The sequence below is a fragment of the Paenibacillus gorillae genome, assembly GCF_000513275.1.
Lineage (GTDB): Bacteria > Bacillota > Bacilli > Paenibacillales > Paenibacillaceae > Pristimantibacillus > Pristimantibacillus gorillae.
Genome location: NZ_CBVJ010000102.1, coordinates 24,973 through 49,404, shown reverse-complemented (window position 1 = coordinate 49,404; position 24,432 = coordinate 24,973). Strand labels below are relative to the sequence as shown.

Below are 24,432 nucleotides of genomic sequence, written 5' to 3'. Positions count from 1 at the left end.
GTGCTTACAATCCACTTGAAAGAGAGCGATACAACATGGGGATGAAAAAATGGGGTTTGTTAGGCAGTACACTGCTAATCACAGCGCTGCTCATGAACGCTTGCAGCAGCGGGGGCAATAACAATCCGGCCAAGCAGCCGGAAGGGGGAAAAAGGCAACGGTACTCAAACGGTGGATACGAGCCCGCTTGGCAAGTATGATCCGCCAATTGAAGTGACGGCTGTCCGGCCGATTTCCGAAGGGATGGAGTATAAGTCGGGAGAGTCGCTGGACAACAATGCATGGTCAAGAGCGTACGAAGCGGATCTCGGCATCAAGATCAAATATCTCTGGACGACACCGGATGCGCAATATGCACAGAAGATCAACATCGCCATAGCGTCGGATGACATGCCGAACATTGCTGAGGTGAACGCTGCACAACTGAAGCGACTGATTGAGGATGACCAGCTGCAGGATCTGACTTCTGTCTACGAGCAATATGCTTCGCCGCTCACGAAGAAGATTTTGTCCGAGGATGGCGGCAATGCGATTAAGTCCTCGACCTTCGACGGCAAAATGTATGCCATCCCAAAAATGGGCTCCGGCATCGGTCAATCCCAAGTGCTGTGGGTGCGGACAGATTGGCTGAAAAAGCTCAATCTGGAAGAGCCGAAGTCAATGCAGGACGTTCTGGCTATAGCCGAAGCGTTTGCTAAGAAGGACCCGGACGGCAATGGAGCTGCCGATACGTACGGACTGGGGATCAACAAGGATCTGTGGGGCTTTTACGCAGGACTGGAGGGCTTCTTTAACGGCTTCCACGCTTATCCGAACATTTGGGTTAAGGATGCGTCCGGCAAGCTGGTCTACGGAAGCGTGCAGCCGGAAATGAAGCAGGCGCTGCAAAAGCTTCAGGAAATGTACGCATCGGGTGTGCTGAATAAGGAATTCGGAACGCGTGACGCTTCCAAAGTGAATGAGGATGCAAACGCGGGCAAAGTCGGCATGTTCTTCGGCTTCTTCTGGAACAGCGGCTGGCTGCAGGACGGCAAGACGAATAATCCGGACATGGAGTGGAAGGCGATCGAAATTCCTTCTATCGACGGAGAAGCGGCCAAATCGCAAGTGCCGTTTGCTATCAGCACGTATTACACCGTGAAGAAGGACAGTGCGCATCCGGAAGCAGCTGTTAAAATGCTGAATCTGGCACTTGAGAAAATTTACGGTGAAACGGCGGAGCCTGAAATCTATAACGTCGACAAGGATGGCATGTCTGCATTCAGCTACACGCTGCTCTACGGCGAAGCACCGCGCAAAAACCTCGATGCGATGCTGCACATCAAGAGCGCGCTGTCGTCGAATGACCCGTCCTCGCTTAATTTGGAGGAGAAGGGCTATTACGACAACATTATGAAATACCGCGGCGGCGATACGGCTTTCTGGGGCGCAGAGAAGATGTACGGACCGGAAGGCTCGCTCAGCGTACTTGATGCTTTCATGCAAAAAGGGCTGACGATGGATAATCAATTTTTTGGCGCACCGACACAAACGATGGTGGATCGCGAGGGCACGCTGCAGAAGCAGCAGGTTCAGACGTTCACGAGCATCATCATGGGCGGATCGATTGATCAGTTCGATGCTTTCGTATCGACCTGGAATAAGCAGGGCGGAGAGCAAATGACGAAGGAAGTCAACGACTGGAGTCAAAACTAGAGAACAAGTCTGGCAGAGAGAAGGAAGCCATTCCTTCTCTCAACTAAATCATGCTGGTGAAGTGGAGGAGCAGATGGAGAATAGAAGATTTTTACGTGAGATACCCTTTCACCTCATGCTGCTGCCGGGCATATTGATCGTACTCGTCTACAATTACATTCCGATGGCAGGCATTGTCGTCGCGTTCAAACGGTTTGTACCGTCCAAGGGCATGTTCGGCTCGCCATGGATCGGATGGGATAACTTTCAGTACCTGCTCAATATGCCGGATATTTATCAAGTGCTTTGGAACACGATTTATATATCGCTGATGAAAATCATTGCCGGCGTTATCGCGCCCGTGCTGTTCGCCTTGCTGCTTAACGAAGCCAGAAACCGGCTCGTCAAACGGAGCGTGCAGACGATTGTCTATTTCCCGCACTTTTTATCCTGGATCATTCTAGGCGGCATTTTCATCGATATTTTGTCGCCATCAACAGGGATCGTGAATCATTTTCTAACTTGGCTCGGGCTGGAGCCAATCTATTTTCTGGGACATAACAGCTGGTTTCCCGTCACTCTGGTAGGTTCGGAAGTATGGAAGGGCTTCGGTTACGGCTCCATTGTCTATCTGGCTGCGCTGACCGGCATCAATCCGACGTTGTATGAAGCTGCAGTGATGGACGGAGCGGGACGCTGGAAGCAGACGCTTCACGTTACGCTGCCGGGACTGATTCCAATGATTATGCTGATGACGATTTTGAGCTTAGGAAATGTATTGAATGCGGGCTTCGACCAAGTATTCAATTTATATAGCCCCCAGGTGTACCAGTCGGGCGATATTATCGATACGCTCGTCTACCGCATCGGGATGCAAGACGCGCAATACGGGGTAGCGACGGCAGTTGGCCTGTTCAAGTCGGCCGTGTCGTTCCTTTTCATCGGCATCTCCTACGGGCTCGCCACGCGTTATTCGGACTACCGTATTTTTTAAGAGAGGAGACTGCATATGTTCAGGAAAGCTACAATGGGCCGAAAGGTGTTTGTCATTAGCAATTACGCCATTCTTATTGGCGCAGCGCTCATCTGCCTGCTTCCGATCATTAATATACTGGCGATATCCTTTAGCTCAAGCTCGGCGGTCGGCTCGGGGAGAGTACAGTTCTGGCCAGTTGAATTTACGCTTAAATCGTATGCTTTTGTGCTGGAAAAGCCGGAATTTATGACCTCCTTCATCATCGCTGTAAAGCGGGTGCTGGCGGGCGTGCCGATTAATATGCTGCTGACGATTCTGATCGCCTATCCGTTATCGAAGGAAAAGCAGCAGTTCAGTTGGAGAGGCGTGTATGTCTGGTTTTTCGTCATCACGATGCTGTTCAGCGGCGGACTGATTCCGTGGTATTTGACGATCAAGGCGACCGGCTTGATCGACTCCTTCTGGGCGCTCATTATTCCGGGGGCGGTACCGATCTTTAACGTTATATTATTGCTTAACTTTTTCCGTTCCTTGCCCAAAGAAATCGAGGAAGCGGCGTTTATGGACGGGGCGACGCAGTGGAAGGTGCTTTGGAAAATATTCGTTCCGCTGTCTGCGCCGGCGATTGCGACACTAGTGCTATTCTGCATCGTGACGCATTGGAACTCCTGGTTTGAAGGGCTAATCCTCATGAACGATCCTAGCCATTACCCGCTGCAATCGTATTTGCAGACGGTCATCGTCAACCGGGACATGTCGCTAGCGACGTCCACCGATTGGAAGGCGCTGGCGCTCGTCTCTGACCGGACGACGAAAGCGGCGCAAGTATTCGTGGCTACCGTTCCGGTGCTGTGCGTCTATCCGTTTTTGCAAAAATATTTCACTGAAGGCATCGTAATGGGCAGCGTCAAAGGCTAATCAGCATTTTATCAATCTACTTCCTATCAGAAAGCGGAGGCTATCATCATGGCAGCTAAAATTGTATTTATTGGAGCAGGCAGCATTATTTTCGTTAAAAACTTGATCGGGGATTGCTTGCTGACCCCGGCGCTGAGAGACGCGCATATCGCACTGCTGGATATCGACAAGGAAAAGCTGCGCTTATCCGAGCAAATGCTCAAGCAGTTGAACAACAACATTAACGAGGGCCGAGCGGAAATTAAAGCGTATGACGATCAGCGGGAAGCGCTCCGAGATGCAGATTTCGTCATCAACGCAATTCATGTAGGCGGCTACGACCCTTGCGTCATTAACGATTTCGAGATTCCGTTGAAGTATGGGCTGAAGCAAAGCTATGCAGATACGCTCGGCATGGGCGGTATTTTCCGGGGATTGCGTACGATCCCTGTTATGCTCCAGATCGCGAAAGATATGGAGGAAGTATGTCCGGATGCCTGGCTTCTGAACTATACGAATCCGATGGCGATTGTGACTGGCGCTATTCAGAAGGCAACCAGCATTAAGACGGTCGGCCTGTGCCACAGCGTGCAAATTTGCGTCCGCGACCTGTTCGAAGGACTGGGCATGGATCATACGAACGTGAAGTCCAAAATCGCAGGCATCAATCACCAGGCATGGCTGCTGGACGTTCATCGCGACGGCGAGGATCTGTATCCGGAAGTGAAGCGCAGAGCACTGGAGCGGCAGGCGTCGGAGCAGCATGACGATAAAGTACGCTACGAGATTATGAATCAATTCGGCTATTACGTAACGGAATCGACGCAGCATACGGCAGAATACGTGCCTTATTTTATCAAGAATGCGTATCCGGAATTGCTGGATGAATACGGCGTTCATACGATGATGTACAAAAACTGGGGACAATCGCAAGCCGACTATTGGCAAAAGGCGATGGATGAGCTGCTGGGCAACAAAGGGCTGTCGCATGAGCGTACACATGAATACGCGTCCTATATTATGGAAGCCATTCTGACGGACAACATTTACAAGATTGGCGCCAATGTCATGAACAACGGCCTAATTACGAATCTGCCGGATGGTGTCAACGTTGAGGTTCCTTGCCTGGTAGACGGCAGCGGCATTACGCCTTGCTACATTGGAGATTTGCCGCCGCAGCTGGCTGCCCTCAACCGTACCAATATCAATGTACAGGAGCTGACAATCGAAGCTTCGTTGACAGGCAATAAGGAGCATGTGTATCATGCCGCCTTGCTGGACCCGCATACGTCGGCTGAGCTGAGCATCGCGGATATCCGCAGCATGGTAGGCGAGCTGCTTGAAGCGAACCGCAGCTACTTGCCGCAGTTCGAAATCTAAGTAGTTCAATTAGAGAGTAAAGAAAGGCCGTGCTTCCGATCATCGCGATGGAAGCTGGCCTTTCTTGTATTTCTAATACAACATTCTCCATAGATAGAAGGTGGCATAGGATTGCCAGCCTGCCCAATCGGCTGACAGCTTCATCAGCTCCTCCTTCGAAGGCTTCCGGTCGAGACTAAGCACATGCTTAATTGCGTTATGCAGGCCAACGTCATCAATCGGGAAGGCTGAGGGCATCCGCAGGCAGCGCATCAACACATAATTGGCAGTCCAAGGTCCGATGCCGCGAATGCTGGTAAGCATTTTCTCCGCTTGCTTTAAGCCTCCGGCGCGGAGCAGCTTTTCCTTCGTCAACTGCCCGTCTGTGATCAGACCCGCTACGCCGATTAGATATTCGCTTTTTTTCGTCGTCATCTTTAGATCGGTCAGCTCTTTGACCGGCAATCCGGCGATGTCTTGAGGGGAGGGAAACAGCCAATAACTTTCTCCGCCGTATTCCAGCGATCTTCCGTAACGTTCGACGAAGCGCCGCTTTAAAATGTAAGCGAACGGCAAGTTGATCTGTTGACCAATAATTCCCCAGCAGAGCGCTTCGAATAAATCGAGTATGCCGATTGTGCGCAGGCCATAGTGGTTCTTGACTGGCAGTTCCAGCAGGGGGTCCTTGCTTGCCATAGAATAGAAGGGAGCCAGGTTGGCATCCAGATCAAACCATTCTCTCGTATAGCTGGCCACTGCATCTAGGACTTGCACAGACGGAGGCTCATCAGGTGTTAGAAACCGCACGTTTAGCGTATCAGGCTCAGCTGCGAATACCTCCACAACAGCGGAGCCGTCTCCTTCGAACTCTCCATCTACCGGTATCGCTTTCCGGATTCGCTCGTCGAGCACCTGATGCATGCACTCGCCCGCCGACCGTGCCAAATAACTTACATTTTCTTTAAAGCTAAATAATGCGGGAAGCGGCAAGCAGATTTCCCGGCCGTCCGGCGAAACGGCATAACGTATTTGATTGTTCATTTTGCTTTACTACTCCTCTCTTCGAATTGTATTAGTTATAGTTTTACCATAAAATTGGCTGCCGCAGTTTCGGGATCTTGCTCTTTTATTGCGAGAGTATAGGGAATGACATAACGAGCTGATTTTTAATCGTCTTAAATCGTCACCATCGGCATAAATTGGCTACAAAAGGAGCGTGAGCGTTTGTGGACAAGGCCGTGAGGCGGTATTACCAATTGAAGCAGAAGCAAAAGGAACTGGAGCAAGAGCTCAGCGAGCTGCGGGCGGAAATATTGAATCATTGCGAGGAGCAGCAATTATCCGAATTGGAGACGAAGAGCTACAGGGTGAGGCTCGTCTTACAGGAGCGGAAGGAATATGATGACGACAAGCTGTACGAGGCGATACCCGATCCGGAAGTTTGGCGCCTGCTCTCCAAGGCCGATGCCTCCAAGGTCGCAAGCCTTATTAAGCTGAACGTCGTTCCGGAGGATCGAATCAGGGACACCTATTCCGTAAAACGTGTATCTCTGCTGCATGTAGACAAGAAATAATCCTATAGCAAAGCCCCTTTTCAGCTATGGAGCTCACGCTGCTGAGAAGGGGCTTGATCCGAAATGCAAGACATTATTCGTAATAGCCTTCGGTTGATTTACGCAATTGCTGGAATTGATTCCCGTCATGTCCGAACCAGACTTGCGATTTGGTCCTGTGGGCCAGCGTTCGTATTTTTTCGACTGAATTCAAGTAACCTATAGAGTCATAAATAACCCCTGGCGGTTTTACAGGCGGGCCGAAGCTTTCTGTTGTATAAATCGTATCCGAAGCGAGGATGATTCCGCCTGTATCCGGCATTTCAATATGCAACCCCAGCATGCCCCAAGCATGACCGCTGCCGCAGTTAATGATCTGGATGCCTTCGGCCAGCTCCAGATGATCTTCATGACGCTTGACCGTTCTCCATTGCAGCTGGTTTTTAATCCATGCATCGATGTCTGCCCAGATGTAGGCGCTATCCTTTTCATGACGGGCATAACTCTGCATCGCACCGTTCAGCTCATCCTCGTGCACGATAATCGTTGCATTCGTGAACATCTCTAAGCATCCGGCATGATCCATATGCAAATGAGAGGCGATGACGTATTTGATTTCTTCAGGTCTTACGCGAAGCTGTTCCAGCCGGTTATGCAAGTAACATTCCTCGCTCGCCACCCATGGGAAGGACTTCTGGGTTGATTCAGACCAGCGCCCCTCCGCGCCCATCGAATTCGGATTGCAGGCGGTATCGAACAAAATTTTTCCTTCCGGATGGTCGATCAACACGGTATAAATGGGGAATTCTACAAATTCAGCAGGTGCGTTAGGGTTGTTTAATGTTGCTGGATTATGCATGGCAATCAGCCAGTTTTTGTCCATGCTCATCCGTCCATTGTCGAGCACATACAGCTTTGGACGGGGCTTGATGATCGATGACATGCGAAGCGGCCTCCCTTGTGTTTAAGGATGATATAGTCCTACAATAATGCATAAACTAAAACTGCGTAAGTAGGCACTTTAAGGTGTACTGGGAACTTTAAGGTGCGTAGGAGGGAATTCATATGACAGCTTCGGCGAAAACAAAACAGCCAGATATTTCCATCGCGGTATGCGGTTACAGCAAAGTAATAGAAATCATCTCGAATAAATGGACAGCTCTCGTTATCTATGCCATTGAAAACGGAAGTATACGATACGGGGAAATCGAGAGAAGAATTGCAGGCATCTCCAAAAAAATGCTCACGCAAACGCTGCGAAAGCTGGAGCGTGATGGCGTGGTACAGCGTCATGTTACCCCGTCTGTGCCGCCTATGGTGGAATACTCCCTTACGCTGCTAGGCCAGACTTTGCTGCGTCCGATGAGGGAGCTGCGGCAATGGGGGAGAGACAATTATATGCATGTCGAGGCCGCAAGAATGCAGTATGATTTTACTTCCAATCCAGATTCGCTGGAGTAGAGCTGCCATGCAGGGAGTCGCATTCTTGTTCCGTTGAATGCGATTCCATCCGTGGAGGATAAAGTAAAATATTCTCTTGTCAATCGAGCAGAATTCATATTATAATGATCTCAAAGTTTAACCGCTTTAACTTTCGCGAAAGTAAGGACATTGCAGTAACCGCATTCATAATCGATGAAGTATGGATTATTTTTTTGTTCTATAAGTTAAAGCGCTTAAACTTATGGGACAAAGCAGGACACCTACCCGTACGAAGAAGGGGGACCCTTGAGTGAGGTCAACGAAAGAAAGCCGGCGTGAGGGAAGGAATTTTTATTTTTTCATTTCACCGTGGTTAATTGGTTTTGTCGTATTTGCGCTATTCCCGGTTCTGGCTTCTCTTTACTACAGCTTCACGGAGTATGATATTATCCACGCGCCGAAGTTTATCGGAGCAGGCAACTATCAGGAGCTTTTCCAAGACGAGCAGTTTTGGAATTCGATCAAGGTAACGTTGAAGTACACGTTCATCAGCGTACCGTTAACACTTCTGCTTTCTTTGTTTTTCGCGATTCTTATCAATCAGAAAATTCCGTTCCGCGGCTTTTTCCGGACGGCGATGTACTTTCCGAGCATGATTTCCGGTGTATCCATGGCATTGCTGTGGTTCTGGGTATTTAATCCGCAAGCCGGGCTGTTCAACTATGTGCTTTCTATTTTCGGAGTAGAGCCAATCGCTTGGTTTCTCGATGAGAATTATGCCATTTGGGCGCTGATCATCATGTCGTTCTGGGGAATGGGAGCAGGCATGCTTATTTTCCTGGCCGGACTGCAAGGCGTACCGAGCAGCTTGCTGGAGGCTGCTAAACTGGATGGCGCAGGACGGCTTCGTTCCTTCTGGAACGTAACGCTGCCGCTAATCTCGCCGGTATTTCTGTTTCAGCTCATCATGGGCTTGATTGAATCCTTCCAAGTGTTTACGCAAGCGTACACTATTACACAAGGCGGTCCCAACTACTCGACCTGGTTCTACGTTTATAACATTTACGTCAATGCGTTCAAAAACTTCCGTTACGGCTATGCATCGGCGATGTCGTGGATTCTTCTGATCGCGGTCATGATTATAACTTACGCCATTATGAAGCTGTCGAACCGTTACGTTTACTACGAAGGAGGGAGCGAACGATGAGCCAGCCCGCATACACCGGTCAACCGAAGAAAAAAACGAAACTCGACATCGCCCCGATTATCGGGTTCATCATTTTGTTAGCTGTTACGATCGCCATGATCTTGCCTTTTGGCTTTATGATTTCGACCTCATTGAAGACGACGAAGGAAATGCTCGTCTTTCCTCCGACTGTTATTCCGGAGCAATTCGCTTGGGGAAATTTCAAAGAGCTGTTCATTAATGACGAGATTAAATTCGGCAGGCAGTATGGCAACAGTCTGATCGTTTCTATTGCTACTGTTATCGGTACGGTGCTTTCCTCTTCCTTCGTCGCATTTGGCTTCGCCAGATACCGGGCTAAAGGAAGCCAGTTGATGTTCATGCTGGTGCTGGGAACGCTTATGCTGCCTTATCCGGCAATTATGATTCCGCAATTTTTGCTATTTACGAAGCTGGGGCTTCATGACTCGCTTCTCCCATTGATATTGCCAGCGTTTTTCGGTTCCGCTTACATGATCTTTTTGCTGCGGCAGTTTTTCTCCAATCTTCCCAATGAGATTTATGATGCGGGACGAATCGACGGCTGCCGGGAGGTTGGCCTGTATTGGAAGCTGACGCTTCCGCTCGCAGGTCCAGTACTTGCGACGGTTGCGATCTTTTCCTTCATCTGGAGCTGGAATGACTTGCTTGCGCCAGTTCTTTATCTGGACTCGCAGGAGAACTTCACGCTTCCGATCGGGATGGCAGCCATGCTGTCGTCGAAGTTCCGGATTGCGCCTTGGAACCTGATGATGGCAGCCTCATTGCTGTCGGTCCTTCCGATTGTCGCGTTGTTTGCCGTCGCGCAAAAACGTTTTGTCGAAGGCATCGTGCTGACTGGCATCAAGTAAAGTCCACATAGAGCTTTAAGCCAATTAAAAAACAAGGGGGATACACAATGAACAGGAACAAAGGAAAGCTTTTACTGGGTCTCATTCTCGTATTTTCGATGGTCATGTCCGCATGTACAGGCGGCGGCAAGGATGGCGGCAAAGACGGAGACATCGTGACGATTACGCATTACACAATCGATTCGCCGGACCGCACGTTTGTGGAAAAGCTGATTCCAGACTTCGAGGCGAAGCACCCGAATATTAAGGTCAAAGTAACAAAGGCGCCTTACGAGCAATTCGACTCCAAGCTTCAATCGGCCATCGCAGCTAAAAATGCACCGGACGTGACTTCGCACTGGGGCTATGGCGGCTTCATGGAATATTACAACAAAGGCATGCTGATGGATCTGTCGCCTTATCTGACGGACTTCAAAGCATCCGACTACAATATCCCGGAAGACGTTATGAACATTTACAAAGTAGACGGCAAGACATACGGCATTCCGGTTAACAGCTATGTAACTGTAATGCTCTACAATAAAGATTTGTTCGATAAAGCCGGCCTTCCGTATCCGCCATCGGATTATGAGGACAAAAGCTGGACGTTCGACAAAATGGTAGAGTACGCAAAAGCGTTGACGGTAGACTCCAAAAACTTGAACGAAGCGCAATACGGCGTGGACTTCGGCTTTGGCGAACGCGATCAACGGCCGCAATACTTCGGCGGCAATGTCTATTCCGATGATACATGGACGAATGGCGGCAAGCCTTCCGAGATTAATCTGACGAAACCGGAAGTTGTGGAAGCGTTTAAGAAGGTTTACGGCCTCATCTATGATCAAAAGGTTTCCCCGACACCTGCATTCTCGAAATCGGTATCCGGACAATTCGGTGATCCGTTCCTTTCCGGCAAAATCGGCATGTCTGTAGTCGGCTCGTGGAGCTTGGCCGCTTCCAGCGACTTCAGCTTCAACGTAGGCGTAGCTGCGGTGCCGCAAGGCCCGAACGAGAAAGTAAGAAGCGTGCTGTATGTCGATCCATTGTTCGTTCTGAAGGATTCCAAGCACCCGAAAGAGGCGCTGGAGTGGATCGAGTATCTCGTTACGGCGGAAGTGCAAGAGAAATCCATCGAGCTTAGCGGCGGCAACCCGCCGGTCAACCAGCAAGCGGCTGAGAAATATTACAGCAACTTCGAAGGCATCGATCCGGAGCACATTAAGCAAGTGTTCGACGGCGCTTATAAATACGGTTTTGAATCCTACAACCATCTGATCTCCAACTATTCGCAAATCAACGAGTTGTTCATCAACGAGCTGGCTAGCGTGGAGAATGGAGATAAGAAGGTAGAAGATGTATTACCGGTTATTGAGACGAAGCTTAAAGCACTGCTTGAGCGCTTGAACAAATAACGCAAGGCGAAATCGGGGGAGAAACGGGGTTTAATCCGGGTCTCTCCCGTCCTTGCCTATTTGCTGTTTTGGCTCAAATATGGTATTCGTTAATAAATACTTTTTTTATTACAGGAGCTAAAACGATGAAGGTCAGTATCTTTGATGTAGCCAAAAAGTCGGGCTTGTCGGTCGTAACGGTATCAAGAGTGCTGAACAATTCGTCTTCCGTTCGTCAGAAAAATAAAGAGAGAGTACTGCAAGCGATGCGGGAGCTTGATTATCATCCCAATGCCTCCGCCCGCAGCCTTGCGCGGGGCAAGACGGGAATTATCGGTCTGACGCTGACGACGCTGCATGACTCTTTCTTTGATGCGGTCGTCAATGAGATTAATGACAGGCTGGCTGAGCATGGCTATTATTTGGCGCTTTCGATTTCGAAAAGCTACGAGGATGCCTTTCACCGCTCCCTGTTTCAGGAGGATCGCGTAGATGGCGTCATCCTGCTCTCTCCCTTTGATGAAGACGAATATGTGAGCGAGCTGAAGAAGAAGCAAATTCCGTTCATTATGATTGATAATTCGAAAAAGAATCCGCAAGTGACTTCCATTATCGTTGATAATTTCAGAGGCGGCTACGAAGCGACCAAGCATTTGATTGAGCTGGGGCACACGGAAATCGCTCATATCGCAGGACCTGACCATTTCCTCAGCAGCAGGGAGCGGGAGCGCGGATTTAAAGCTGCGCTGGAGGAAGCCGGCCTGCAGCCCTATTGCATAGAGCGCGGTACGTTTGAAATCTCGACCGGTTATCATATCGCCATGGATTGGATTGCCTCGGACAAGCTCCCACCAGCAGTTTTCGCAGGCGATGATAACATCGCGCTTGGCATTATGGACGCCTGCTTGAACGAAGGCGTGCGCATTCCGCGCGATATCTCGGTCGTGGGCTTTGACGATCAAATTCTGGCCTCTGAATTCCGTCCGCTGCTGACAACCATTAGACAGCCTGCCGATAAAATCGCAGCGATGGGCGTAGAATTGCTGCTGGCAGCTATTTCGAATACCAGCACGAAAAATGCGACAGTGCAGATCGAGCCGGAACTAATTATCCGTGAGTCGACAGCGCCGACCCCAAAAATAACTTCATTATCGTTTCGTTATAAGTATGTAAAAGGGTTCCAGCCGCTTAGCGGCCGGAACTCATTTTTTTCGTTATGCAGTTCTGCATCAGCGTGCATAAGGTAGTCAAATTTTTTTCCGAATCGGTCAAATCCGTTTCTTCCGGGAGCTGTCTCAACACGGTTAAATAAGAAGTAGAAACGAAGATACCAGCTTAGATGAAGAGGTGACTACACATGCAAGGAAACGAAGTTCAGCAGCAGCAGGCGCTGCCTAAGCTGAAGCGCAAGCAGCGGGAGGAAATCGCCGGCTATGTGCTGGCGGGGCCGATGCTGCTCGGATTGTTTATTTTCACCGTTATCCCGACGCTCATCTCCCTGGTGCTCAGCTTCACGGAATGGAGCTTTATCGCCGATCTTCAGAAGATGAAGTTTGTCGGCTTGAACAACTTCAAGCAGCTGTTCGATGATCAGGTATTTCTGACCTCGATGAGAAACAATTTGATTTTGCTGCTTGTCGTTCCCGTTCAATTGATCGTCTCACTTGTGCTCGCCGTCGTCATTGAACGGTATGTGTACGGCAAAGGTTTATTTAAAGTGATGTTTTTCATGCCGTATATTTCAAGCATGGTTGCCGTCGCGATCGTGTTCCAGCTGTTGTTTCACCCGTCCTATGGTCCGGTGAACGAGACGCTTCGCTCGCTGGGCATCGCCAACCCGCCGAAGTGGCTTGCCGATCTTCATTACGCGCTGCCTTCGGTCATGATTATTCTGATCTGGGTCGGCATCGGCTTCTGCATGGTCGTCTATATGGCGGCGCTTAACGCCATTCCGAAGGATCTCTATGAATCGGCCGATATCGACGGGGCTGGCGTATGGACGCGATTTCGGCGCATCACGCTGCCGCTTGTAACGCCAACAACCTTCTTCCTGCTCGTTACAGGGTTAATCAGCTCCTTCAAATCATTTGATGTTATTAAGGTGCTGACGGAGGGCGGGCCGTCCTATTCTACCTCGGTCGTCACCTACTATTTGTACACGACGGCATTCGAGAATTTGAAGACGGGCTATGCCTCTTCCATTGCGTGGATGCTGTTCGGCTGCGTACTGCTTATTACACTAATCCAGCTGTACGGTCAGAAGAAGTGGGTTCACTATTAAGTACGGAGGACTGCATATGCGAACAACGATGAATGTGCGAATAAGAAGAAAGATAGGAAAAGCGGCGGTTACGCTTGCGATGCTGCTCTTGGGGATTGGCTTCCTGCTACCCTTCATCTGGATGTTATCGGCCTCCGTGAAGCCGGAAATCGATGTGTTTAAATACCCGATCCAGTGGATTCCGGTGAAGTGGCAGTTTTTCGAAAATTATAGGGAGGTATGGGTGGGCGATCATCCATTTGCCCTCTATTACTGGAACTCGATTAAAGTGAGCGTCGTGACGACGATCGTCTCCGTGTTTGTGTCTGCAATGGCTGCCTTTGCTTTCTCTCATGTAGAGTTCCGCGGAAGAAAGCTGCTGTTCGGGGTTGTGCTGATGACGTTCATGGTGCCAAGCTACTCCATTATGGTGCCTCAATTTATGATCTTCCGCTGGCTCGATTTATTCGACAGCCACTTGGGACTTATTATGCTGGGGGCCTTCAGTGCGCTCGGAACGTTCATGCTGCGCCAGTTTTTCATGGGATTGCATAAGGATTATCTGGATGCCGCATTCATTGACGGGGCCGGCACGTTCACGACGTTTGTCCGCATAGCGCTTCCGCTCGTTCGGCCGGCGCTTGCAACCTACGCGATCCTGCGGTTCATATGGACCTGGAACGACTATGCCAACCCGTTAATTTTTCTAAGAAGCGACCGGCTGATGACCGTCCAGATCGGCATTCAGAAGTTTGCATCAGAGAGCGGAGCCTTCTATTCTTTAATTATGGCAGGCACTGTGTCGGCGATATTGCCGCTGCTTATCATCTTTATTTTCGGGCAGAAGCAAGTCATTGAAGGAATTGCCCTTGGCGGCGTGAAAGGGTAAAAATAGTTTCGAATCGGTAAAAATCGTAACTGTGAGCGCGAAAAACGGAATGGTAAGTTTAAATAGCAAATGGAACCGCTTTATTATAAAGGGAGGCATACAGATGAAGAAGAGATGGATGTCTACAGCAATCTCGGCTATTGTGCTAACGACGCTGCTCGCAGGCTGCTCTGGCGGCAATGGCAACGGGAATGGCGGCAGCGGATCGACAGCAAAGCCGGATGGGAGCGCAGAGACGACAAGTGCGCCGCAAGTGAAGATCAAGTTCTTGAACTGGGAGAAGGCTGAGGTGTATCAGCCGGCAATCGATGCGTTTGAAGCTAAATACCCGAATATTAAAGTCGAGTATGTGCCGGTCGTCGAGAACGACTCTAATGAGACGATCAAAAAGATCGACATCATGTATGCATCCGGAGAGCAATTTGACGTATTCTCGCTGAACTCGGTGCCGAATTTCAGCCAAAGAGCGGTTAATGGCATGCTGGAGCCGCTTGACGATTATTTGGTCAAAGAAGGTGTGAAGTTCGAGGATGAGTATAAGGCGGAGCAGATGAAGCTGGACGGCAAACGTTACTCGCTGCCGGGCAAGTTCGGGCCTTGGTTCATTCTGTTGAACAAGTCGCAGCTTGATGCGGCCGGACTGCAGGTTCCGCAAAGCTGGACGTGGGATGAATTCCGCGATTATGCGAAGCAGCTGACGAAGGGTGAAGGACCGAGCAAGCAGTACGGCGCTTTTTTCCATACGTGGAAGGACTACTTCCTGTTGAAGCAGTACAGCGCAGCTCAGGATCAAGGCATTATGAAGGATGACGGAATGAACTTGAACGCGGACAATCCGCTGATGAAAGCGTCGCTGGAGCTTCGCTATGCGATGGAGCATGAGGATAAAAGCTCAACGCCGTATCAGGATATCGTAACGCAAAAGATCCCATACCGCGACGAATACTTCCAGGGCAAAGCAACGATGCTGCCTACCGGTCCATGGATGATTGCCGAAGCGGGCGGCACGGAAAAAATCCCGGCAACTTTCGTATCGGCATTTGCACCATGGCCGACCAATGCCAAGGGCGATGAGAACTACTCGTTTGGCGGCGCGGACTCGCTCGTTATCTCGTCGAAGTCGAAGAACAAGGAAGCCGCGTATCAATTCATCCGCTTCCTGTCGACGGAAGGGATGGCATTGACGAAGCAGCTTAGCGCATGGAAGAAAGCCGATGTGGCAAGCGAGGTTGATGCGATCGTGGCATCGACGATGACGCCGGACATGATCGATAAAGCTTCGCTTCTGAATACGCTCAACGTATCGAAGCTGCCGCAGCCGGCTAATGCTCCTTCCTACGCGGCCGATATCGAGAAAGCGTATATTGCCGAAGCAGAGAAGTATATTTTGGGCACGGCGGATATCGACGCGACGATCGCGGGCATCAAGACAAATCTCCAAAAAATTATCGATGCAAACCAGAAATAGTTTCCTTATAATGATCTAGACAAGAGGATGCCTGCGCGCAAGCGGGGCATCCCTTTCACCTTTTAGAAGAAAGGGGCCTTTGAGATGAGCTTATCTTCCTTCGGCTGGCGCAAGAAGCTGATTACGTCCGCGTTGCTGTGCTTGTTCATTCCATCGCTGCTTACGCTGCTGATTACCGGCTTGAATACGAGGAATGAGCTGAAGGAGAAGGCGGTCGTTAAGGCCGAGCAGTCGCTGGAGGTAGCTGATCTATATGTATCCAATCTGGTAACGGATATGCTGAAGGCGTCCAATACGCTGCAATACGACAGCGAGATGATGACGGCGATGCGTACGGCTTGGAGCAGCTACCGGAAAAGCGGGGACGGCAAGCTTGATTTTTTCGCTTATAAGCCGGTAGCGGAGAAACTGGACCAGCTTACATTCTTCGGCGGCAAGACGTATGTGACGATTCTGCTGCCGGGCGGCTTAATCTTTACGAACTATTCCACTTATCGCAATGATCTGGCTTATATGTATAAGGAGCCTTGGGTTGACGATATGGCGCTTGAGCCCGTAAATACGACTTATTGGCTCGGCACGCAGCCAAATTATGTCCATGCGGATGCCGCCGACAACCCGAATGTCGTGACCATTATTCGCAGCTTTCAGCTGTTTGCCAATACAGGCAAAGCGTATATTGTACTGAGCAAGCCGGAGGAGCAGTTCCACGAAATATTCAGCAAATATGCGGCAGATCAGAGGATGATGCTGGTGGACGGTGAAGGCCGTATTATCTCTCATCCTGAAGCTGCGGCAATAGGCGGTTCGATAGAGGCAGCTTTGTCCCCTGATCCGAGGGCTGAAGCTTCGCCAGTTCCCGCGCTGAGAGATTATATCCGTGTCGAGCATGCGTTATCCTATGCAGGCTGGAGCATCGTCAGTCTAACGCCGTACAAAGTGGCAGCGGGCAATATTAATGGCTTTCTTAACGATTTGATTATTTTACAGGTGCTGTTTTTCCTGTTGTTCTCAGCCGTATTAATTTATCTGCTCCGCCAGCTTACAAGGCCGATCGTACAGCTCGCGAAGATCGCTGAGCGGGTCGATGCCGGCAATCTGGATGCCCGTTCCCGGTTTGGCGGTCAGGATGAAGTCGGGCGGCTTGGTGCTTCGTTCGATCGAATGCTGGACCGGATCAAGGAGATGATTCATCAGATCAAGCGCGAGCAGGACAGGAAGCGGATGGCGGAGCTGGAGCTGCTGCAGGCGCAGATTAACCCGCATTTTCTGTTTAATACGCTGAACTCTATTCGCTTGCGGGTATTGATGAAGGGTGAGAAGGATATCGCCGAAATCGTCGGCTCCTTGTCGACACTGCTGCGTATGACGATTAACCGCAACAATGAATATATTACGCTCTACGAGGAGGTCGCCACCGTTAAGGAGTATATGCGCCTGATGAACTTCCGCCATGTGGAAAAGGTGGAGCTGACGAGCAACCTTGCTTCTGATACGCTGCTGGCGATGCTTCCGCGGTTTACGCTGCAGCCGTTAATCGAGAACGCTTACATGCACGGATTAAGACATAAAGAAGGACATATCGATGTGCAGTCCTGGAAGCAGGGGCATCTGCTCTATATTTCGATCCAAGATGACGGAATCGGCATGACGGAGGAGGAGCAGGAAGCGCTGCTTGGACGGCTGGCGGAGCTATCGGAACTATCGGAACTATCGGGGTACTCCGAGCAGCAGGCGCAACGGGAGAGACAGGAACATTCTCTATCACCCCGGCAAGAGGGACATGAGAGTTCTCATACCCCCGGGCCGCGGGGCGGAGAGAGAAGTCCTGTTAGCGGCATCGGCCTGAAGAATGTGCATGAACGGCTGCGGATGATTTACGGTGAGGTCTATCAGTTGCAGATTGAAAGCCCGCAAGGCGGGGGCTTGAAGCTGGTGCTACGCATTCCGATTTCAATGGGGCAGGAGGCGGTGGAAGATGAATACCGTAGCGCTGGTCGATGATGATGTCGCTGTACTAGAGTTTTTGGAGAAAATGCTTCCTTGGGCCGACTATGGCTTTCGGGTCGCACATGCCAGCACGAATGCACTGGAGGCTTTGGACGCCTGTGCCGGGCTGATGCCGGATTTGATCATTACCGATATCGGGATGCCTGTGATGGACGGGGTCGCTTTCATTCGGGCGGTGAAGGAGCTCAGCCAGCGGCCGAGGTTCGTCATCCTCTCCTGCCATGATGATTTCCGTTACGCGCAACAGGCTGTACAGCTTGGCGTGCAGGATTATATTTTGAAGGAAACGATGGACCCTGAGGCGCTAACAGTACTCATCGCTGGAATGCAGGAGAAGATTAGCGCGGAGCGCCAGCTGCACGACGAGCTGCAGATGCTGCACAGCCGGGCGCATCGGAGCAAATCGCTGCTCAAAGAGCAGTGGCTGCGAGAGCTGCTGTCATCGCCTGTGCCGGATAGTCCCGTATGGACGGACGCGCTGCAGCCTTTCGGTATTCGGATGGCATTGCCCTATTTCATCCCTGTCGTTGGACGGCTTCATGAGGTCAATGCGGCCTGGAAGCGTTATGAGAGCGAGGATACGGTAAAGTTCATTGTCGAGAATGTGGCGGAGGAGCTATTGGGGAGTGAGGCGAATGCGCTGTTCATTAGCGTATCCGCAAGAGAGTTCTGCATCTTGTTCAACTGCAGCAAAGAATTAAAGCATAATCCCTATGAGCGCATTCGGGCGCTTGCTAAGCTGGTTCAGCAGAAGCTGGAGCAGATAGTCAAGCTGCGCTATTCCGTGCTGATTGGCGGTATCGAAGCGGAACGCTCCGGCGTCAGGCGGCAGATCGGCTGCATGCTGCAAGCGACGGACCGGTTCTTTTATTTAAGGGAGCCGCAGTTTATGACGATGGAGGAAGTCGGCCGGCTTACTTTTCACGAGGAGGAGCCGCTAGCCTTCTATTACGAATACGCAGAGCGGATCAACCGGACAATCATTGAAGCGAATATCGAGGTGCGTGAGGCCGTCGAACCGTTTATTCACTTTATATCGATTCATAAATTCGAGCCGAAGGCGGTCAAGCGGTTCGTCTTCAAGCTGGCGCTGGACACGATGATGAAGCTGAAGGATACCCGCCATTACACGAATGAAAAAGTGCAGAACGAGCTCGATCAGCTAGGCAACGTCAGCGAGCTTCGGGAGTGGCTGATCGGCTTTGTGCAGGAAGCAGTCGGCTTGATGGAGCAGATTGCCAAGCAAAGCAAAAAGGTTGAAATTGTCGATGCGCAAAAGTTTGTAAGGCAGCATCTCGACCGGAAAATTTCGCTGGAGGAAGTAGCTGCACATCTGCATCTGAATCCCAGCTATTTCAGCCGTTTGTTCAAGAAGGAGACGGGGCAAAACTTCATCGAATATGTGACCCGCAGCAAGATGGAGAAGGCGCGGGAGCTGCTGAACGGCTCGGACCGGACGATGGAGCAAGTGGCGCAGCAGCTCGGCTACGAGAACAGGAGCTATTTCGTCAAGCTGTTCAAAGAGCATTACGGCGTTCTGCCAAGCAAATATGTGTAGTTAGGATCAATGGGCTGCTTCCTTCTTGAAGCAGCTTTTTTCATCTGGATTCCAAAGTGTACCTCTGTCTAACTCTACTCTCCTGTTATAACATAAAGCTCGAGAGGCCGAGTTTCGATATCTTGCTATTCTATTCCCGAAATCACACAAACGGCCGTTTTCGAGGCTATACTATAGGCGAGGTGAAGCCCATGAACGAGAATGAGAAGCCGTTGACGGATGAGCGATGGCAAGCAATTGTAAGCAATGATACGGCCTATAATGACCGGTTTATTTATGCGATCAAGACGACGGGCATTTTTTGCAAGCCAAGCTGTAAATCCAGAATACCTAAGCGGGAAAATGTCCGGATCTACGCGAATGCGAAGCAGGCGCAGTACGCCGGCTTCCGTCCGTGCAAACGCTGCAAGCCGACAGGTGAGCGGCTGCCGGATCAGGAGTGGGCTGCCATCGCAGCGCAATACATTGACAATCACTATACCGGTCCGCTTCCGCTGCAGACGATAGCCGAGGCCTGCCATGGCAGCCCCTATCATTTGCAGCGGACGTTTAAGCGGATCATGGGCGTTTCGCCTTCTGGTTATGTTCAAAAGACGAGAGTAGCGAAGGCGGAGCAGCTTCTCGCCAGCACAACCCAATCGGTTGCAGCAATCGCAGCGGCTGTCGGCATGCCGAATGTCGCTTATTTTATAACGCTGTTCAAGAAGACGACCGGCTATACGCCTGTGGAATATCGGCTGCGCGGCAGCCTCAATGAGATGGGAGAGGTGATGGAGAATGGAACAGGCGAATGAACGGATCATTTACTGGGCTTTCTTGATTCATGGACAATGGAGGCTATATGTGGCGGCAACGCCGGACGGACTTTGTTATGTCGGTTCGCCCGGCAAGCCCTATAAGGAAATGAGCGAGTCAGTGAGCCGACGTTATCCTCGCCACGAGTGGGAGCAAAGCGACGATAGGGTGCAGCCCTATATGCTGCAATTAAAACAATACATGGACGGAGACCGCAGAGAATTTACGATTCCGTTCGATTCGGGCGGAACTCCGTTCCAGAGTGCCGTATGGGAGGCCCTGCGGCATATTCCGTACGGCCGGACCTGCTCGTATTCGGATATCGCGGAGCAGATTGGCAAGCCTTCCTCTGTCAGGGCAGTTGGGACAGCGATCGGTGCCAATCCGATTCTCATAACAGTGCCTTGCCACCGAGTCATTGGCAAGAACGGTACGCTTACCGGCTACCGCGGCGGTCTGGAGATGAAGACTGAGCTGCTCCGGCTGGAGCGGGAGAGCCTTCTTGCGGACAGGAGCGTTCAGTATGTCTGATGGGTTGGCCGTTCCAAAGGAAGTGCGGCTATTACAGGACGACACTGCGCCATGGCGTCAGTACCAATGGCTTAAGTAATTCAGTCTGGGAGTGATTTTTCATGACGCAAAGTGAGATTTTATACAAAAATGCGAAAACGCTGCTCAATAAAGGAACCGGCTTGCTGTCGGGTTATACCCATTCCTTGAACCCCTATGGAGGCTGTGTCTTTGGCTGCTCGTATTGCTACGTCCGGGAGATGCCGGTGGCGCTGTTTCATGAGGGGGAATGGGGCTCATGGATTGATGTGAAGCAAAATGCCGCCGAGCTTTTACGCAAGGAGCTGCGGCGTGCAAAAGCTAAAGGCAAAGTAACGATCTTTATGTCGTCGAGCACCGATCCGTATCAGCCGATTGAATATAAGGAGCGGATCACGAGATCGCTGCTGGAGGTGATGGTAGAGGAGCCGCCTGATTTCTTGCTCGTGCAAACCCGGAGTCCGTTCGTTAGACGAGACATCGATTTGCTTCTTAAGCTGGGAGAGCGGGTTAGAGTGAGTATGACGATCGAGACCGACCGCGAAGATATCCGCAAGCATTTCACGCCGGGTGCGCCGCCTATTGCGGCAAGACTGGACACGCTGCGGCTGCTGGGTGAGGCTGGCGTAGCTGCCCAAGCGACAATCGCCCCTGTGCTGCCGAGCACGGAGCAATTCGCACAGCTGCTGAAGCCGCTGGTTCAGCGTGTATGTGTGGATGATTATTTCATGGGTGACGGCAGCGGAGGCAGACGGACGAGAAAGCTGGGCATCCGCTCCTTATACGAGGAGCTTGGACTGGAGGAATGGTATGATCCTGCTGCATATAAGATCGTATACGAGAGATTGCTGCACGTATTTTCTGCCGGGCAAGTGTTGATTGGCCAACGAGGTTTTGAGCCGTGATGTCAATAAATAAATAATGACCCGAAGGCGGGGAGCGCTTCGGGTCGTTTTTACGTTAAATGAGGGTTACACTCGTTAATTGCTTCCCTGTGTCAATATAAGAAGCTGCTCTCTTATGTTAGATTGGCTCAGGCCGCCGTGGTAGCAAATGACGTTCTCGATGTCTAGCTCCAGAAACTTGGACAGAGAACGAACAGCCGTCTCCATATCCGGCGTGTTCTGCTCGACAGGTCCGTGCAGCTTGCCTGCAGAGGACACCATAGCGTCAGCGGCAATAAGCGTCTTGCTCTCCTGCAAGTAGAGGCTGATATGTCCGGGGGTATGGCCAGGAGTAAATATGACTTGAATGCCTCCGAAGACCGGCAATACTTGTCCGTCCTCCAGAAGCTGATCGACGGGTACTTTAGGCGGATTCTGAAAAACCTCAAGCGCTTGGCGAAGCTCTTCTTCTGGCAGATGGGAGAGTAGTTTAGCCATCCGCTCCGGATTGGCTTTCACTAACGGAAGCTTGCCTTCCATATACGGCTGATCGAGTTTATGGGCGTAGATGGGAAGCGATTTGCCCGCTGCTTGAATGATTTCGGGAGCCCCTCCGATATGATCCAGATCCTGATGCGTAAGGATAATTGCTTGCAGCTGCGATGGCGCTACACCGGCCTTACTCATCGCTTCTACGATCAGCTGGCTTTGACCAGGCATTCCAGCATCGACTAAAATGGCTGAATTTCCGTCATAAATCAATGTCGGATTGAGCACCATAGGTCCACGAGGGCTCATCACATGAATTTCCAGCATTTCGACTCCGTTTGCAATTTTCATTGCCAATCAGCCTCCTCTTCGGTTCCATCTAAACTTGAAATCACTATAGTTATCTCATATATTGAAAATAAAAGTCAAATGTAAAATAAATTATTATATCACAAAAATAATTATTTGTCAATAGTCTGGAGCTGAGGGTTACGAGGGGATTGGCAGGGTATCCATAGCCTTTAATTCGTCCAGTTTTGCCCCATTGCAAAATAGTTAGCCCGTCCAAAGTGTATTGCCCCGCCGTAACAAAGCTAGATTTAAGCAACACTGTTTCTCTAGACCCACACGTATCCCCATTTGTATAATGGTCAAGTGTCAAAAAAAGCTTATGGACAGTGAATGAATAAAAGGGGTTTACGCAGCATGAATCAAAAGAGCAATTCGACAGGTACGTTTGCAATTGCAATCAGCCTGATCAGCAATTTACTATTAACGATTCTAAAGTTAGCGATAGGTCTGATGGTAGGCAGCCAGGTGCTCCTGGCAGACGGCATTCATAATGCCGGAGATGTGGTAGCAGCGGCAGCCGCTCTTAGCGCGACGATTATTGCCAGAAAACCGAGAGATAACGACCATCCTTATGGACATGGCAAAGCCGAGGTTATCGGCTCCGCCATCGTTGCCGTTATTATGATTATTGCGGCTTTTTATATTGCTTATCATTCTGTTGAATCCTTCTTCCATCCTGCTGTGCAAGCAAGTTATTTAGCATTGGCTGTGGCGGCGGTTTCATTGGTATGGAAACAATGGCTGTACCTGTATTGCATGCGGCTGGGCAAGCAAATGAATAACAAGAGCTTAATTGCTACTGCGTACGATCACCTTGCCGACGTTTATGCATCGATCGCAGCGGTTGTAGGTGTCGGAGCTGCGCTGATCGGTGACCAATTTGGCATCGCTTTTCTCAGTTATGGCGATCCTATCGCCGGAATTATTGTCGCTTATTTCATCTTGAAGCTAGCCTATCATATGGGGAAAGAAGCGATTGATATCCTCATGGATAAAATGGTGGAGCAGGAGAAATTGGATCTGTACGAGAATCTCGTCTTATCGGTACCGGAGGTAAAGCGAATCGACCGTATCCGTGCAAGGGAGCACGGCCATTACATTATTATCGATGTGCGTGTCGGCGTTCCTGCAGACTTGAATATTCAGGAGGGCCATGACGTTTCCAAAAAAATTAAAACAACGATTATGGAGCGGCATGATGATGTCGAGGAAGTGCTTGTGCATTTGAATCCATGGTATGAAGAAGAAGAACAACTATTGAAATAAAGGAAACAGTCTGTTTATAAGATTCGCTTCTGCTGCCAGAAGTAGAGTATAGTAATAGTTGAAAATATATTCCAGGAGGCTGCAGCCATGTCACAGGAGATTTGGATTAACCTGCCGGTCAAAGATGTTGAGAGGTCAACCGCCTTTTTCAATGAGATTGGATTCCATGCAGCAAGTGTTGGTAACGAGCGAGCCAAGCTTGCCATCGGCCAAACAACGATTCTGCTGTTCCCGGATGCGGTGTTTGAGAAGTTTACAGGTTCAAAAATCGCAGATACTTCCCATAGCGCAGAAGTGATATTTTCGATTGGTGCTAATAGCAGAGAAGAAGTAGATGCCTTTATTCAAAAGGTAGAGGTTGCCGGAGGAAGCATCTTTGGCAGGCCGAGCGAAACGGACGGCTGGATGTACGGTGCAGGATTTGCCGACCTGGATGGTCACCTCTGGAACCTGTTGTATATGGATGAGAGTAAAATGCCGAAAGGCTAATAGGGAAACGCCGGTCACCTGCTGCTTAAGGTTACCGGCGTTTTTTTTACACCCATTGGAACAAAAAAAGAACGGCTGAATGTTCAGCCGTTCTTTG

The 24,432-nt window shown here is 50.3% G+C and carries 24 protein-coding genes; 21 read left to right on the top strand and 3 right to left on the bottom strand.

Annotated elements, in window-relative coordinates:
* The first annotated feature begins 35 nt into the window (after positions 1-35).
* From TY10_RS30815 to melA, 5 genes are all read left to right on the top strand, one after another.
* The gene (locus TY10_RS30815) at positions 36-200 is read left to right on the top strand and encodes a hypothetical protein (protein ID WP_162160641.1); all 165 of its coding nucleotides are present in this window, start codon (positions 36-38) and stop codon (positions 198-200) included.
* Entirely contained in the window at positions 172-1,695 is a 1,524-nt protein-coding gene (locus TY10_RS19305; RefSeq protein ID WP_081735369.1) for an extracellular solute-binding protein, read from the top strand. The genes TY10_RS30815 and TY10_RS19305 overlap by 29 nt, the downstream gene beginning before the upstream one ends.
* Before the next feature lie 73 nt (positions 1,696-1,768).
* Positions 1,769-2,668: an ABC transporter permease gene (locus tag TY10_RS19300; RefSeq protein WP_042166979.1), complete on the top strand. Its 900-nt coding sequence runs from the start codon at positions 1,769-1,771 to the stop codon at positions 2,666-2,668.
* Positions 2,669-2,683: 15 nt separating this feature from the next.
* On the top strand, positions 2,684-3,568 hold the full coding sequence (locus TY10_RS19295) for a carbohydrate ABC transporter permease (RefSeq protein WP_042166977.1): 885 nt from the start codon (positions 2,684-2,686) through the stop codon (positions 3,566-3,568).
* Between the two features lie 48 nt (positions 3,569-3,616).
* A complete protein-coding gene (melA, locus tag TY10_RS19290) occupies positions 3,617-4,927 on the top strand; it encodes an alpha-glucosidase/alpha-galactosidase (protein WP_042166973.1) in 1,311 nt (436 codons plus the stop codon).
* 72 nt (positions 4,928-4,999) lie between these two features.
* Here melA and TY10_RS19285 read toward each other — a convergent pair whose 3' ends face one another.
* Entirely contained in the window at positions 5,000-5,947 is a 948-nt protein-coding gene (locus tag TY10_RS19285) for a DNA-3-methyladenine glycosylase family protein (protein ID WP_042166970.1), read from the bottom strand.
* 185 nt (positions 5,948-6,132) lie between these two features.
* Here TY10_RS19285 and TY10_RS19280 point away from each other — a divergent pair, with 185 nt between their 5' ends.
* The gene (locus TY10_RS19280) at positions 6,133-6,480 is read left to right on the top strand and encodes a hypothetical protein (protein ID WP_042166967.1); all 348 of its coding nucleotides are present in this window, start codon (positions 6,133-6,135) and stop codon (positions 6,478-6,480) included.
* Between the two features lie 73 nt (positions 6,481-6,553).
* Here TY10_RS19280 and ahlS read toward each other — a convergent pair whose 3' ends face one another.
* Positions 6,554-7,402 (bottom strand): AhlS family quorum-quenching N-acyl homoserine lactonase, encoded by an 849-nt coding sequence (ahlS, locus tag TY10_RS19275; RefSeq protein WP_042166965.1) that lies wholly within the window; start codon positions 7,400-7,402, stop codon positions 6,554-6,556.
* A 122-nt stretch (positions 7,403-7,524) separates the two neighbouring features.
* On the opposite strand from ahlS, the gene TY10_RS19270 reads away from it, so the two are divergent.
* The 13 genes from TY10_RS19270 to TY10_RS19210 all read left to right on the top strand — a co-directional run bounded on the left by TY10_RS19270 (position 7,525) and on the right by TY10_RS19210 (position 21,761).
* Positions 7,525-7,920 (top strand): winged helix-turn-helix transcriptional regulator, encoded by a 396-nt coding sequence (locus TY10_RS19270; protein ID WP_042166962.1) that lies wholly within the window; start codon positions 7,525-7,527, stop codon positions 7,918-7,920.
* Between the two features lie 271 nt (positions 7,921-8,191).
* Entirely contained in the window at positions 8,192-9,088 is an 897-nt protein-coding gene (locus TY10_RS19265) for a carbohydrate ABC transporter permease (protein WP_042166960.1), read from the top strand.
* A complete protein-coding gene (locus TY10_RS19260; protein WP_042166957.1) occupies positions 9,085-9,957 on the top strand; it encodes a carbohydrate ABC transporter permease in 873 nt (290 codons plus the stop codon). Before TY10_RS19265 ends, TY10_RS19260 begins: the two co-directional genes overlap by 4 nt.
* A gap of 47 nt (positions 9,958-10,004) precedes the next feature.
* Entirely contained in the window at positions 10,005-11,348 is a 1,344-nt protein-coding gene (locus TY10_RS19255) for an ABC transporter substrate-binding protein (protein ID WP_042166955.1), read from the top strand.
* Positions 11,349-11,473: 125 nt separating this feature from the next.
* Complete coding sequence (locus TY10_RS19250) at positions 11,474-12,574, top strand: LacI family DNA-binding transcriptional regulator (RefSeq protein WP_063510452.1); 1,101 nt, start codon at positions 11,474-11,476, stop codon at positions 12,572-12,574.
* A 110-nt stretch (positions 12,575-12,684) separates the two neighbouring features.
* Positions 12,685-13,608 (top strand): carbohydrate ABC transporter permease, encoded by a 924-nt coding sequence (locus TY10_RS19245; RefSeq protein WP_042166953.1) that lies wholly within the window; start codon positions 12,685-12,687, stop codon positions 13,606-13,608.
* A gap of 16 nt (positions 13,609-13,624) precedes the next feature.
* A complete protein-coding gene (locus TY10_RS19240; protein ID WP_238327792.1) occupies positions 13,625-14,476 on the top strand; it encodes a carbohydrate ABC transporter permease in 852 nt (283 codons plus the stop codon).
* A 103-nt stretch (positions 14,477-14,579) separates the two neighbouring features.
* On the top strand, positions 14,580-15,944 hold the full coding sequence (locus TY10_RS19235; RefSeq protein WP_042166951.1) for an ABC transporter substrate-binding protein: 1,365 nt from the start codon (positions 14,580-14,582) through the stop codon (positions 15,942-15,944).
* An 84-nt stretch (positions 15,945-16,028) separates the two neighbouring features.
* Complete coding sequence (locus TY10_RS19230) at positions 16,029-17,948, top strand: cache domain-containing sensor histidine kinase (protein WP_042166948.1); 1,920 nt, start codon at positions 16,029-16,031, stop codon at positions 17,946-17,948.
* Positions 17,923-19,512, top strand: a complete 1,590-nt coding sequence (locus TY10_RS19225) for a helix-turn-helix domain-containing protein (RefSeq protein ID WP_042166945.1) — start codon at positions 17,923-17,925, stop codon at positions 19,510-19,512. The genes TY10_RS19230 and TY10_RS19225 overlap by 26 nt, the downstream gene beginning before the upstream one ends.
* Positions 19,513-19,703: 191 nt before the next feature.
* Positions 19,704-20,306 (top strand): bifunctional transcriptional activator/DNA repair enzyme AdaA, encoded by a 603-nt coding sequence (locus TY10_RS19220; RefSeq protein ID WP_042166942.1) that lies wholly within the window; start codon positions 19,704-19,706, stop codon positions 20,304-20,306.
* On the top strand, positions 20,290-20,838 hold the full coding sequence (locus tag TY10_RS19215; RefSeq protein WP_042166939.1) for a methylated-DNA--[protein]-cysteine S-methyltransferase: 549 nt from the start codon (positions 20,290-20,292) through the stop codon (positions 20,836-20,838). Before TY10_RS19220 ends, TY10_RS19215 begins: the two co-directional genes overlap by 17 nt.
* 101 nt (positions 20,839-20,939) lie before the next feature.
* Complete coding sequence (locus TY10_RS19210) at positions 20,940-21,761, top strand: SPL family radical SAM protein (RefSeq protein ID WP_042166937.1); 822 nt, start codon at positions 20,940-20,942, stop codon at positions 21,759-21,761.
* A 75-nt stretch (positions 21,762-21,836) separates the two neighbouring features.
* On the opposite strand, the gene TY10_RS19205 is transcribed toward TY10_RS19210, so the two are convergent.
* Entirely contained in the window at positions 21,837-22,580 is a 744-nt protein-coding gene (locus tag TY10_RS19205) for an MBL fold metallo-hydrolase (RefSeq protein ID WP_042166934.1), read from the bottom strand.
* 354 nt (positions 22,581-22,934) lie between these two features.
* On the opposite strand from TY10_RS19205, the gene TY10_RS19200 reads away from it, so the two are divergent.
* Together TY10_RS19200 and TY10_RS19195 are read left to right on the top strand one after the other, a co-directional pair.
* Positions 22,935-23,846, top strand: a complete 912-nt coding sequence (locus tag TY10_RS19200; RefSeq protein ID WP_042166931.1) for a cation diffusion facilitator family transporter — start codon at positions 22,935-22,937, stop codon at positions 23,844-23,846.
* Positions 23,847-23,933: 87 nt separating this feature from the next.
* On the top strand, positions 23,934-24,335 hold the full coding sequence (locus TY10_RS19195) for a VOC family protein (protein ID WP_042166929.1): 402 nt from the start codon (positions 23,934-23,936) through the stop codon (positions 24,333-24,335).
* The last annotated feature ends 97 nt before the right edge of the window (positions 24,336-24,432 follow it).

Excerpts from the sequence above, each read along its gene's own strand:
- TY10_RS19225 (WP_042166945.1), top strand. The coding sequence starts at position 17,923 with ATGAATACCGTAGCGCTGGTCGATGATGATGTCGCTGTACTAGAGTTT.
- TY10_RS19220 (WP_042166942.1), top strand. The coding sequence starts at position 19,704 with ATGAACGAGAATGAGAAGCCGTTGACGGATGAGCGATGGCAAGCAATT.
- TY10_RS19230 (WP_042166948.1), top strand. The coding sequence starts at position 16,029 with ATGAGCTTATCTTCCTTCGGCTGGCGCAAGAAGCTGATTACGTCCGCG.
- melA (WP_042166973.1), top strand. The coding sequence starts at position 3,617 with ATGGCAGCTAAAATTGTATTTATTGGAGCAGGCAGCATTATTTTCGTT.
- TY10_RS19285 (WP_042166970.1), bottom strand. The coding sequence starts at position 5,947 with ATGAACAATCAAATACGTTATGCCGTTTCGCCGGACGGCCGGGAAATC.
- TY10_RS19215 (WP_042166939.1), top strand. The coding sequence starts at position 20,290 with ATGGAACAGGCGAATGAACGGATCATTTACTGGGCTTTCTTGATTCAT.
- TY10_RS19210 (WP_042166937.1), top strand. The coding sequence starts at position 20,940 with ATGACGCAAAGTGAGATTTTATACAAAAATGCGAAAACGCTGCTCAAT.
- TY10_RS19270 (WP_042166962.1), top strand. The coding sequence starts at position 7,525 with ATGACAGCTTCGGCGAAAACAAAACAGCCAGATATTTCCATCGCGGTA.
- TY10_RS19245 (WP_042166953.1), top strand. The coding sequence starts at position 12,685 with ATGCAAGGAAACGAAGTTCAGCAGCAGCAGGCGCTGCCTAAGCTGAAG.
- TY10_RS19250 (WP_063510452.1), top strand. The coding sequence starts at position 11,474 with ATGAAGGTCAGTATCTTTGATGTAGCCAAAAAGTCGGGCTTGTCGGTC.
- TY10_RS19240 (WP_238327792.1), top strand. The coding sequence starts at position 13,625 with ATGCGAACAACGATGAATGTGCGAATAAGAAGAAAGATAGGAAAAGCG.
- TY10_RS19195 (WP_042166929.1), top strand. The coding sequence starts at position 23,934 with ATGTCACAGGAGATTTGGATTAACCTGCCGGTCAAAGATGTTGAGAGG.
- TY10_RS19260 (WP_042166957.1), top strand. The coding sequence starts at position 9,085 with ATGAGCCAGCCCGCATACACCGGTCAACCGAAGAAAAAAACGAAACTC.
- TY10_RS19295 (WP_042166977.1), top strand. The coding sequence starts at position 2,684 with ATGTTCAGGAAAGCTACAATGGGCCGAAAGGTGTTTGTCATTAGCAAT.
- ahlS (WP_042166965.1), bottom strand. The coding sequence starts at position 7,402 with ATGTCATCGATCATCAAGCCCCGTCCAAAGCTGTATGTGCTCGACAAT.
- TY10_RS19235 (WP_042166951.1), top strand. The coding sequence starts at position 14,580 with ATGAAGAAGAGATGGATGTCTACAGCAATCTCGGCTATTGTGCTAACG.
- TY10_RS19300 (WP_042166979.1), top strand. The coding sequence starts at position 1,769 with ATGGAGAATAGAAGATTTTTACGTGAGATACCCTTTCACCTCATGCTG.
- TY10_RS19205 (WP_042166934.1), bottom strand. The coding sequence starts at position 22,580 with ATGAAAATTGCAAACGGAGTCGAAATGCTGGAAATTCATGTGATGAGC.
- TY10_RS19200 (WP_042166931.1), top strand. The coding sequence starts at position 22,935 with ATGAATCAAAAGAGCAATTCGACAGGTACGTTTGCAATTGCAATCAGC.
- TY10_RS19255 (WP_042166955.1), top strand. The coding sequence starts at position 10,005 with ATGAACAGGAACAAAGGAAAGCTTTTACTGGGTCTCATTCTCGTATTT.
- TY10_RS30815 (WP_162160641.1), top strand. The coding sequence starts at position 36 with ATGGGGATGAAAAAATGGGGTTTGTTAGGCAGTACACTGCTAATCACA.